This is a genomic window from Leptospira andrefontaineae (assembly GCF_004770105.1).
Taxonomy (GTDB): domain Bacteria; phylum Spirochaetota; class Leptospiria; order Leptospirales; family Leptospiraceae; genus Leptospira_B; species Leptospira_B andrefontaineae.
The window spans coordinates 283321-292649 of sequence record NZ_RQEY01000023.1 but is presented as its reverse complement, the minus strand read 5'-3'; the positions used below and the strand labels follow the sequence as shown (position 1 = coordinate 292649).

At 38.1% G+C, this 9329-nt stretch carries 7 protein-coding genes; 2 read left to right on the top strand and 5 right to left on the bottom strand.

The window, feature by feature from the left end:
- The 4 genes from EHO65_RS18140 to EHO65_RS18125 form a co-directional block, all read right to left on the bottom strand.
- Positions 1-2782, bottom strand: a 2782-nt coding sequence (locus EHO65_RS18140) for an ATP-binding protein (protein ID WP_167482056.1), incomplete at its 3' end; no start/stop codon positions are given.
- Positions 2783-2789: 7 nt separating this feature from the next.
- Positions 2790-3359 (bottom strand): chemotaxis protein CheB, encoded by a 570-nt coding sequence (locus EHO65_RS18135; RefSeq protein ID WP_135775946.1) that lies wholly within the window; start codon positions 3357-3359, stop codon positions 2790-2792.
- Positions 3360-3379: 20 nt separating this feature from the next.
- Entirely contained in the window at positions 3380-4204 is an 825-nt protein-coding gene (locus EHO65_RS18130) for a CheR family methyltransferase (RefSeq protein ID WP_135775945.1), read from the bottom strand.
- Positions 4205-4336: 132 nt separating this feature from the next.
- Positions 4337-4840, bottom strand: a complete 504-nt coding sequence (locus EHO65_RS18125; protein ID WP_135775944.1) for a hypothetical protein — start codon at positions 4838-4840, stop codon at positions 4337-4339.
- A 275-nt stretch (positions 4841-5115) separates the two neighbouring features.
- On the opposite strand from EHO65_RS18125, the gene EHO65_RS18120 reads away from it, so the two are divergent.
- Both EHO65_RS18120 and EHO65_RS18115 read left to right on the top strand, forming a co-directional pair.
- On the top strand, positions 5116-7458 hold the full coding sequence (locus EHO65_RS18120) for a TonB-dependent receptor (RefSeq protein WP_135775943.1): 2343 nt from the start codon (positions 5116-5118) through the stop codon (positions 7456-7458).
- 21 nt (positions 7459-7479) lie between these two features.
- Complete coding sequence (locus EHO65_RS18115; RefSeq protein ID WP_135775942.1) at positions 7480-8046, top strand: LIC_11695 family lipoprotein; 567 nt, start codon at positions 7480-7482, stop codon at positions 8044-8046.
- 94 nt (positions 8047-8140) lie between these two features.
- Here the strand turns inward: EHO65_RS18115 and EHO65_RS18110 are convergent, their stop codons facing one another.
- On the bottom strand, positions 8141-9241 hold the full coding sequence (locus tag EHO65_RS18110) for a PepSY-associated TM helix domain-containing protein (protein ID WP_135775941.1): 1101 nt from the start codon (positions 9239-9241) through the stop codon (positions 8141-8143).
- Positions 9242-9329: the final 88 nt, after the last annotated feature.

The following is a 9329-nucleotide window of genomic DNA, read 5'->3' as shown; positions in this document are numbered from 1 at the left end:
TTTTGTTTACAGGTTTTACTAAATATTCTACTGCACCTTCTTTAATAGGGTCGATAGAATACTCGTTTCCAGAGATCACATGGACCGGGATATGTCTTACCTTAGGATTGGATTTAAGTTCGTTCAATACTGTATGACCATTGATCCCCGGAAGGTTCAGGTCCAAAATAATCGCGTTAGGTAGATGTTTTTCCGCAAGTATCAACCCATCCTCGCCTGTAGACGCAGACAAACATTTAAAATCCTTATCATGTGCCTGTTTGATCAGAACGGATGCAAACTTCAGATCGTCTTCTATGATCAAAACTACTTTATCATTCTCTAAAATGCTTTCCCTATCGTCTTCAGCACTAGGAGAATCTATAAATCTGGTTTCTTTAGGAACGGAATGAGACCTTTGTTCGGTTGGCGTATCTTCCCTTTGGGGATTAGTAGATACGTTTTCTTTTTTCATCTCCACAGGAATTGAAAGAGAAAAAGTAGATCCCTGATTTATCTTACTTTCTAAACCGATATAACCTCCTAAAATTTTAGCAAGTTCTCTGGAAATAGATAGTCCGAGACCCGTTCCTCCATATTTACGAGATGTACTTCCATCCGCTTGTTGAAACGCTTCGAAAATAGACATTTGTTTTTCTTCAGGGATACCTATCCCTGTATCGGAAACGGATATTATAATTTTCTGATATCCGTCCAGTCGGACCTCCAGGGCGATTTTTCCTTTTTCTGTAAATTTTAAAGCATTCGATAAAAGGTTTTTGAGGATCTGGTTCAAACGAAGTGGATCCGTAGAAATATACTCCGGACAATCCTCCGATACAAATCCGATCAGACTAAGTTGTTTTTTATCCGCCTGGTGTTTAAAATCTTTCAGCAAGGATTCCACAAATTTACGGACAGATACCTTTTCTAAATTTACCTGCATTTTTCCGGATTCAATTTTAGAAAGATCTAATACTTCATTGATCAAAACTAATAGATCCTGGCCGCTTTTATAAATAATATTCGCACTCTCCACCTGATCACCACTCAGGTTCTTTTTATTGTTTTCTGAAAGATCCTTGGAAAGGATCAAAAGGCTATTCAAAGGAGTTCGAAGTTCGTGGGACATATTTGCCAAAAATTCCGATTTATATTTGCTACTGATCTCGAGCTGTTTACTTTTTTGCTCTATATCCGACCTCGCGGCTTCCACTTCCTTGTTTTTAATTTCCAAGGCTTGGGTTTGTTCTTCTAATTCTTCGTTCGTGATCCTAAGTTCTTCTTGTTGTTGTTTTAAGATCTGGGTCTGCTCTTCCAGCTCCTCGTTCATTTGTTTCAATTCTTCTTGCTGAGATTGCAACTCTTCGCTTTGTACCTGGGTTTCTTCTAGCAATATTTGGATTTTTTTTCTGGAAATGGCTGAGTTAATGCTGATCCCCACATTCTCCATACAAGTCCGCAGGAATTCCAACTCGATCTCAGTAAATTTAGAAAGTTTTCCGATCTCTATCACACCAAGGGTTTGGCCTTCGAATATGAAAGGAATAAGGAATAGATCTTTAGGTTTCGTGTTTAAAAAAGAGGATTGGATCTTGATATGATCTTCATGTACATCGGTTATTAACATTTCTTTCTGTTGAGATGCAGCTTGTCCCACCAAACCTTCCTTTAAGGAAAAATGGTCCGCAAGTTTTCCTCCGGTAAATGCATATTCACCGGTCAATTTTAGCGATTTGTCTTTTTCATCAGAAAGATAAATGGCCCCTATTTGAGCTTTTAAATATTCTCCTAAAAAATTCACCACACTTTGCGCCAAACTCTCGACTGTTTGGTCACCTCTCAAACCTTCGTTCAAACGATTCTGTCCTTGGGTCAGCCAATTATGTTTTTCATTTTCGGACGTAGTTAAACGAAGTGCCTGGGTCATTTTCTTCAATGCAGTTCCCAAGATGTCCTTTTCGGACCTAGGTTCTAAATCAATAGAATAATCACCGGAAGCTACGGTATTCGCGTTATTCGTAATTTCTTTAAAACTTTCATTAACAGTCACCAAAGAATCGAAAATCAACCTTAATTCGTCCGCATTAGTATCTTCTAATATTTGGTCCGAGAATTCCCTACTCGCAATCTTCTCCGCTTCGTTCGCGATAAAATTGATCCTATCGGTTATACTCCTGATGATCCAGAAAGATATGGCGATCACTACCAGCACCGACGATATCACCAAACACACTAAAAATAAGAAGGTATATTCGAAATCCGAGATATTCTTTTTCTTTTCGGACTCCATGAGCTTTTCGTTCCGCTCCACGATCCTGCTGAATTGTTTCATCGCAGTATCACGAACGATCAACGCCGGTCCTGCGGAGATCGCAAATGCTTGATCATTAATATTCTTTAAAGCCAGAGAAACGATCTCGTCCTGATATTTCCTCAATTGTTTCCATGAAACTTTGAATTCCTCCAACAAAACTTTTCCCTCAGCATCGGAAAGTTCGCTCAGTTGTAATATTTTGTCGTCCACAGTATCGGCTGCTTTGAGAAAACGATCCCTAAAATAGAGCATCTGCTCAGTACGCCTTTCGATGATGACATTCTTCTCGTGACGGGTAGAATCCAGTAAAGCAATCATGATCTCGTTGGACAAATTCACTCTTTTGGCTGAACCATCTACGATCCTTTGTAATCTATTATTCGATTCGGAAAGTTTATCGATCACAAATATGGATGTACCAACAAGTATAAACACCAATACGGAAAAACCTATAAACAGTTTGGTACGGATCGTTATCTTTTTCAAATCCACTTCAATTACCCTCACCTAATGTTTGTAAAAAGTTCGCTATCTCTTCCAAAGAAAAAATATGATCCACTGAAGTAGTAGAGATCGCATATGCAGGCATAGAGGGGGATTCCGCAGTTTCAGGGTCTTGCACAATTGTCAGCCCACCTTCTTCCTTTATTTTCCTAAGTCCTAAGGCTCCGTCGGAATTTGAACCTGTCAAAATGAGTCCGATCAATTCTTCTCCATAAGCTTCCGCAGCCGATTCAAAAAGTACATCTATGGACGGCCTTGCAAAATTCACTTTTGCTTCCGTGCTTAAAGAGAATGTTTTATCTTTTTCCACCAACAGATGGTAATTTGCAGAAGCCATATAAATATTCCCTCGTTCTATTTTTTCTTTTTCGTCTGCTTCCTTTACATTCAACCTACAGGTCCTGTTCATACTTTCGATCCAATATCCGTCCGAACGAGGACTCACATGCTGTACGATCACAATGGGAATGGGATAATTTTCAGGCAAAGAAGGTAATATCTTCATAAGAGCGTTCAAACCACCTGAAGAAACCCCTATCACAATTGCTCCGTATCCCATTTAGATCTATTTATAAATACTTAATATTTCTTCTTGAATATTTTCTGCCTTGGATCCAAATCTTGATATGCATCTTTTAGCTCGCTAAAATACATTCCTTCCTTAGATCCCAAACAAAGAACCCCTCCGTTAATTAAACTTTCATAAAACATCTTATGCACCTTGTTCTGAAGTTCCCTTTTGAAATAGATAAGTACATTCCTACACAATATCATATGAACCTCTGCAAACACGCTATCGGTCACTAGGTTATGATTTGCCCAAACTATATTCTTTTTTAGATTTTGGTTCATGATCGCCATATTGTCGTCGGCGATATAATAATCCGAAAAAGCGGACCTTCCCCCTGCCGCTTGATAATTTGTAGTATATTCCTTAATTAAAGTATTTGAAAATATGCCTTGTTTCGCATCATCCAAAGCCCGCTGATTAAAATCGGTTGCATAGATCGTGGTTCTTTCCATAAGACCTTCTTCCGTCAGGAGTATTGCCATGGAGTAAGCCTCTTCTCCAGTGGAACAACCTGCATGCCAGATCTTTATGAAAGGATATGTTTTTAAGATAGGAATGATCTTCTCTCGAATGGACCTATAAAAACCGGGATCTCGGAACATCTCCGTAACCGTGATAGACAGATCATGTAATAGATCGTTCGCAAAACTTTTGTTATGTAGAAGTTGAAACTGCATCTCCGAAACCGTATTATATCCAGACAATACCATCCGATTCATGATCCTGCGCTTTATATGTGCGTCCGAATATTGCCTAAAGTCGTACCCGTATTTCTGGTAGATCGCCTCCAATAATAAATCGATCTCTATCTCGGTACTATCCCTAGCTGCCATACTTTAACTTTTTATAAAACTTCCCTGGTCCAAACCGAGGGGATATTCTACGATTTTTGGGAAACTGAAATCAACTATTTATTTCAAATTTGGGTCAAAATAACACAAATTATGTGATTTTATAGAAACGAATCAGTAGATCCCGTCTGAATCGTAGAAGAAAGAGGCGCCTGGCATAATATATACCTCGGTCAAGATCTGCTTGGAATGATGACTCATTTGCCCCAAATCTATATTCGGGAAACGTAATAGATACTCGTTGGAGGAGACCGTTCCAGTCGTATCCCCAACATATATAGAATATGATCTGGTAATATCTTGGCGGATCATTCCGATATCCAGACTAAACCTACAATATCTGAATGAGGACTCGAATATAAAAATAGTTCCCTTATCTGAAACCTTCCCGCCATAAGCAGGAACGGAAACACTAGCAGAATTCCCTTCATGGAAAAATTCGATTCTACATTCACCGGTAAGAATGATAATAGAGTGGATGGAACCAAAAGTAGCTGTCTTATCCTTCAGTCTTTTAACAAGTAGTGATGCAACTTTAATTACAGGACAGTACGGGATCGGAAATGCATTGGGTTCAGGGTCGATCAGCTCTGGAAACGATAGCTGTTCTGTTTTCAAAAAGTTCATCTGCGTCCAGCAGTAAGAAGAAACTGCTCTAGTTTCACGGCTCCATTTTACCGTTTGAGGTCCTAGTTTTGTAGTATCTTCTACAAAATTGGGACCAACTTCCCCGCTTTCCTCTTAGTAAATTTATTATAATTCGAGAGTTTTCTCTTCTTTTTATTAATTTTCTTCTTTAATTGACAAATTTAGATATTAATACAAATTGATTTTGAGACCTAGAATCAATTTAATTATTTACTCCTTTTACCCACTTCAGTCTATTGGCTCACATGAATAGACAAAGGTCCAAGTATCAGGAAAAGAAAGGGGTCCGGAACCTTCTCCCCTTTCTTTTCAGATTTTTTATAAGGATCTTATTCTTTACCGGAACCATCTTATTTGCTCAAGAACCGAAAGTCACAGACCCTAAAAATTCTAAAGAAGAACCTTTGGTCAAAAGACCCGTCACCTCGGAAGGAGGAATAGTTGTCCAAGGAAAAAGGGACCAAAGAGATAGAGAGATCTTCAAAACTCCAGGAAGTATTTCTAGATTTAATGACCAAGACATCCAAGACACCGGGATCGCAAGAACAAACGATATAGATAAGCAGGTTCCGAACTTTGCGATCATAGATTCAGGATCTAGGAATTTCACTTATTTTAATATTAGAGGAATGAGAAGTATCGCGTTTAGCGAGCCTGCGGTCGGTATGATCGTGGATGGAGTTCCTTTAGCAGATAACGTTGCTTTAAACACGGAACTTTTCGGCTTAGACAGTATAGAAGTACATAGAGGTTCCCAGGCTACCGTTTTTGGAAAAAATTTCCAAGGAGGTGTCGTAGAGATCAAAACCAAAAAGCCGAATAACCTACCTCAAGGAAGATTCACAACTGATTTAGGAAATTATAATAAAAGAGAATTCTCTTTCTTCTATAATACTCCTATCATTAAAGACAAACTTTATGTAGGCGTATCGGGAAAATCCACGGAAAGAGACGGGTACCTAAACAATATTACAGGATTTAATTATCCTAATAATCGTCTTTCCGATATTCCCATAGAATTTTACGCAACCCATCCGGATGGCAGGAATGGTAAGGCGGGAAGGATCAGAATTTACTGGACCCCAAACGAAAACTTGGAAGTAGACATCCAAGCCGGAGCAGAAAGTTTTAATGACGGTTCCTTAAATATAGTAAATTATCTAGGTTCTAAATCGGAAAGACTAAAGAGTGTTTATAAAGGCTGTGCGGTCAGTCCTGAAAATTGTGATGAGAACATCCGGATATTCATTAATAGAAGTAATGGTGTTCGAAAAGTTTATTGGGACTATGAAGGAACATCTAATGTAACCGGAAATACTTATTCTAGCAATGTAAGTTATAAACTTCCTTCAGCGACTGCAAGTGTTGTTTCTAGTTTGAGAAGAATGGCAATCGATCCATTAACAGTGGATTCAGACTTCACAAAGAATAACCAAAGCAAGGGAGAATACGTAGAACATACAACAACCCAAACTCACGAAGCCAAAATAGAATCTACTGATAAAAAAGATCCCCTTCAATTCAAGATAGGAACATTTTTATACCATCGGATCTCCGATAGCAGCAATACCAGAGAATATCTGAAGAATACTTACACTTACAGAACTTTCTCCGGCCTTTATGCTCCCACAAGACAAACCCATCATGCTAGGATAGAAGAAAGAAGTTTTAGTATTTTCACTCACAATAGCTACACTTTTTGGGAGAAGTTCACGATCACCTTAGGATCCAGAATAGAAACCCAAAAGATAAATCTAGGTCATAGCCAAGACGCCACAGGTTTTCTTCCCAATAATCCGTACGGAGATGTGCATATACTATCTCCTCATTATACAAGAGATGATCTTTACCAATACAATGTTTCCAGGCTGATCTTCGATTTTAAACCAAACGATTCTTTTATGATCTTTGCAGGATTGAGCAGAGGATATAAGAACGCTGGTTATAGCACAGTTGTAAATCAGGTTTCTCAAGCAGATTTTAAACCGGAGATCAATGATACTATAGAAGCGGGGATCAAATCAGAATATTTAAAACGAACCCTCGGACTGAATCTCACTTATTTTTATACCGAAACGAAAGACTTTCAAGTTGTTCGGGCAATTTCAATTGCGCAGTCGGTGAATTTGAATGCGGAAAGAGTTACAGTTCGAGGCGCGGAAATAGAGGCATATGCTAAACCATGGAAACCTATTAGATTAGGTTTTTCCGCCGGCTATACGGAAGGTATATTCAATAAATTTTATGATAGAGTCTTAGACAAAGACTTCGACGGCAAAAGAGTCCATTTCATTCCCAAATACGATATTGTAAGTTATCTGCAGTTCCGTTCTAATTGGGGTCTTTTTTTCAGATGGGAGTTCCAGGCAGTAGGAAAGATGTTCTTTGCTGCAGACAATACGATCTATAGCAGTCCTTACACGGTCACAAATCTAAAAGCAGGATATGAAGGAGATACGATCTCCGCCTATATCTACTGCAATAACGCATACGATAAATACTATTTCACTTCCTATATAGACGGAACCTTTCAAGCAGTTCCGGGAGCTCCCAGAACTTACGGATTCATTATAAATTATAAAATATGAATAATAATCAGGAGAAAAAAAATGAAAAGGATAACCCTAGCTTGGCTGATCGCATTTATGATCGGCACATTACAAAATTGTAAAGATCTAGAAGGTGAAGAGAAACTAGACACGAACGGAATATTACAGGTCCTGCTCCTTAAAAAGAATTCAGGAAGCGAAGGTGAAAGCCTAGGGCTAACAATCGCATATAGTCATAAATTCACAAGACCAAACGGGGAGATCTTTTTCTGTAGAGAATATTCCACTGCCTATTTGGAAAAAAAAGCAGAATGGGAAGAAGGTCTAGATGATTTTATTGCAGAAATGAAAACGGGAATAGACCTGGATCTTAAGATTGAAAAGATCGACGGCCCTTGTGTTGTGCCTAATAAAGTAAGCGCATGCATCTACGAAGGGGTAGATGGGATAAATGATCCGATCCCTTATGCATATTCTTATATTGGTGAACATGAATACTTGGTTCCTGCAATGCAATACTATGGATTCACTTCTACTACTGCAAAAGGAGCTTGCCAAGAAGCTGCGACTTCCTCAGGGATCGGCTCCTTATATAAATGTTATGTAAAAGGACAGTGCTGGGAATAAAATTAAATTATATTTCCATAACATATTAAATATTACACCGGAGCTTTGAAGTTCCGGTGTTCTTTTGTACAGCAGACCCCAAAAACCAAACTATTTATTTAAATGCCTTTTCTTTTTTACGTGAAGATCTTGCACTTTGTTTAGAGATCAATATCGCAAGCCCGCTGATAGATAGAACTCCCGGAGCGAGTCCCAAGATCACCCAAAGTATTTTTGTAAAAATCCCACCGAAAGTCCCGAAATGTAAAGGCCTAAAGGAATCTAAGATAGAATACACAAAATTCTGTTCTTTCAAATTCCAAACATCCTGTAATTTAGAAGTTTTAGAATCAAAAACTATATAAGAACCGAATCTACTTCTGAAAGGATGGTTTTCATTTTCCGTTCCATACAATACTACGGGATCTCCATTTTTATGGTGAGGAAAGGAAATAAATCCCAATTTGAAATCTTGGATCTGAGATGTTGATCCTTGGATCATCGAATCTATTGAAATTGAATCTTCTAAAAATTTTCCTAATTCTTGAGCAGGAAATCCGTTTATTATTGTATTTATAGTAGTGCTTATATTCCACCAAGCACCGGTAAAACCTAATACAAGATTAAACGCTAAAGTGAATACTCCTGCTAATTTATGAAGGTCAGAGAAGAATGTTCGGATCGATTCCAGGGTCCTAAGCCTGAAAAGATTTTCCCAAATATTTCTATATAGAATGATGCCGCTAATCCCTTGGAAAACAAAGATCATTCCTAAAAGGCCAATGAGTACATAACCTGTATTTCCTAAAAATAAGGTATAATGAAGAAAAAGCATCCAACCATAAAATGAATCGGAACGATCTTCTTTTAATTTTCCTTTTAGGGATCCATTATAAGGATCCAATAGAATAACCGATTCTTCTTTCGTTTCCGAATCTAAAAAATGGACCCAAACCTGATCCGGTTGGTAAGAATGTTCAGGGATCAACCAACCGGCTAAAATATGAGGAGGCAATTTTTTCCTTAGTTCCTCTCTGAGTGAATCTATAGATTTTCTTGTTCCGACTGATTGGATTACAAATTCTTCGGGATCTAAAAGCTGATCTATTTCCCTTCCAAAAATCAAAAAGGATCCAGACAATCCTACTATGATCAGAAAAACAGAACTGAAAATTCCTAGTGTAGAATGTAATTGGTAGAGTCTTTTTCTGCTCACTTACGCTTGGTCCCGCTAATCGTTGATCCATCCATTTTAAGATATTAAGTCTCAGTATCAATTAAAATATAAAGAAACGCCAAAATAC